The 1,182-nt window shown below is 70.7% G+C and carries 2 protein-coding genes; both read right to left on the reverse strand.

Annotation, left to right across the window (positions count from 1 at the left end; translation table 11 throughout):
• Positions 1-228 precede the first annotated feature (228 nt).
• A complete protein-coding gene (locus tag AC1DZ6_RS25520) occupies positions 229-801 on the reverse strand; it encodes a protein-L-isoaspartate O-methyltransferase family protein (protein ID WP_477099878.1) in 573 nt (190 codons plus the stop codon).
• A gap of 90 nt (positions 802-891) precedes the next feature.
• Positions 892-1,182 (reverse strand): DUF6880 family protein (locus AC1DZ6_RS25525; protein WP_477099879.1); only part of this gene is annotated, 291 nt, incomplete at its 5' end.

Here is a 1,182-nt window from a genome sequence, read left to right on the forward strand (position 1 = left end):
CGGCCCGGGCGACCGACGCCAGGCCCGCCATCAGGCCCATGCTGCAAGCTGCGGCCAGCAAAGCGGCCCGACGGCTATTCGACATCAAGTTCATTCCCCACGAAACCCTGGCCAGATCCGGCGCGACGCCCGCACCCTTATATGATCGGCTGTAAGGCGAGAGACCATAGGCCGCTAGTTAAGCTTTTTTCACGCAGACGTTGCGTTGATGTTTCTGGACTGAACTCGTCAGAACGCAAAGCCCTGTTCGACGGCGAAACCGGCCAGCAGCGGCGGCGTGGCGTCGAAAACGGCGCGGCGGCCGACACCGTCCTCGGCCCGGACGTAGATCGCGGCCCGACCGACCGGCCCCTCGCGCTCGATCACCGCCAGGCGGCCGCCCTGGGCCAGGGCCTTGGTCCAGCTGGCCGGGGCCCGCGGCACGGCGCCCTCGCAGATGATCACGTCGTAGTTCGCGCCGGGCACGACGGTCAGGTCGTCGGCGTCCAGGCGGGTGACCTGCAGGCCCATCTGCTCCAGCACGGCGGCCGCATAGGGCGCGGCGATGGCCAGGGCCTTGTCGCCCTCGCGCGGACGCAGGTATTGCAGCAGCTTGCCCACCTCGCGCGGGCGCAGAAGCCAGCGGCCGGGGGCGTATTCGACGTCGGCGTCGGCATAGGCCAGATAGCCCTTGCCCGCGGGCACGCAGGCCTCGCGCGCCACGACGCGCAGGGCGTCCTGCAGGGGCAGATCGGTGACGTCGGCCGTGCGGATCTGGCTTTCGACCATGTTGAGGCGCGCGGCCGCGAAATCGGAGCTCATGGATTCCCTCGAAGGGCTGGAATTTTCAGCCCGCTTATAGGTCCGCCGCTCCCGTCTAGGCAATCGAGGCTTTCACCCTCGCGTGCGGTTCTACCAGCGCCGGTAGCCCGCCACCCGCGCGGCGAAGGCCTCGGCGTCCTCGTGGCCGCCCCAGTCGGCGATGGCCGGGGCCAGAGAGGCGGCTTCCAGCAGCTGGCGCTGAGCGTCCTTGTAGCGGGCGGTGCGGGCGTAGCGGGCGGTGTCCAGGATCATCGCCCTCAGCAGCAGGGTGGCGGCCAGCGGATGGCGGCCCTCGATGGCCCGCGCCGCCGGCTCCAGCAGCTCGGGCCGGTCGCCGTCCAGGTCGCCGGGCCGACGCAGCACCAGGCGCGCGGCGCGATC

Source organism: Caulobacter sp. P1_B12_2 (assembly GCF_056406675.1).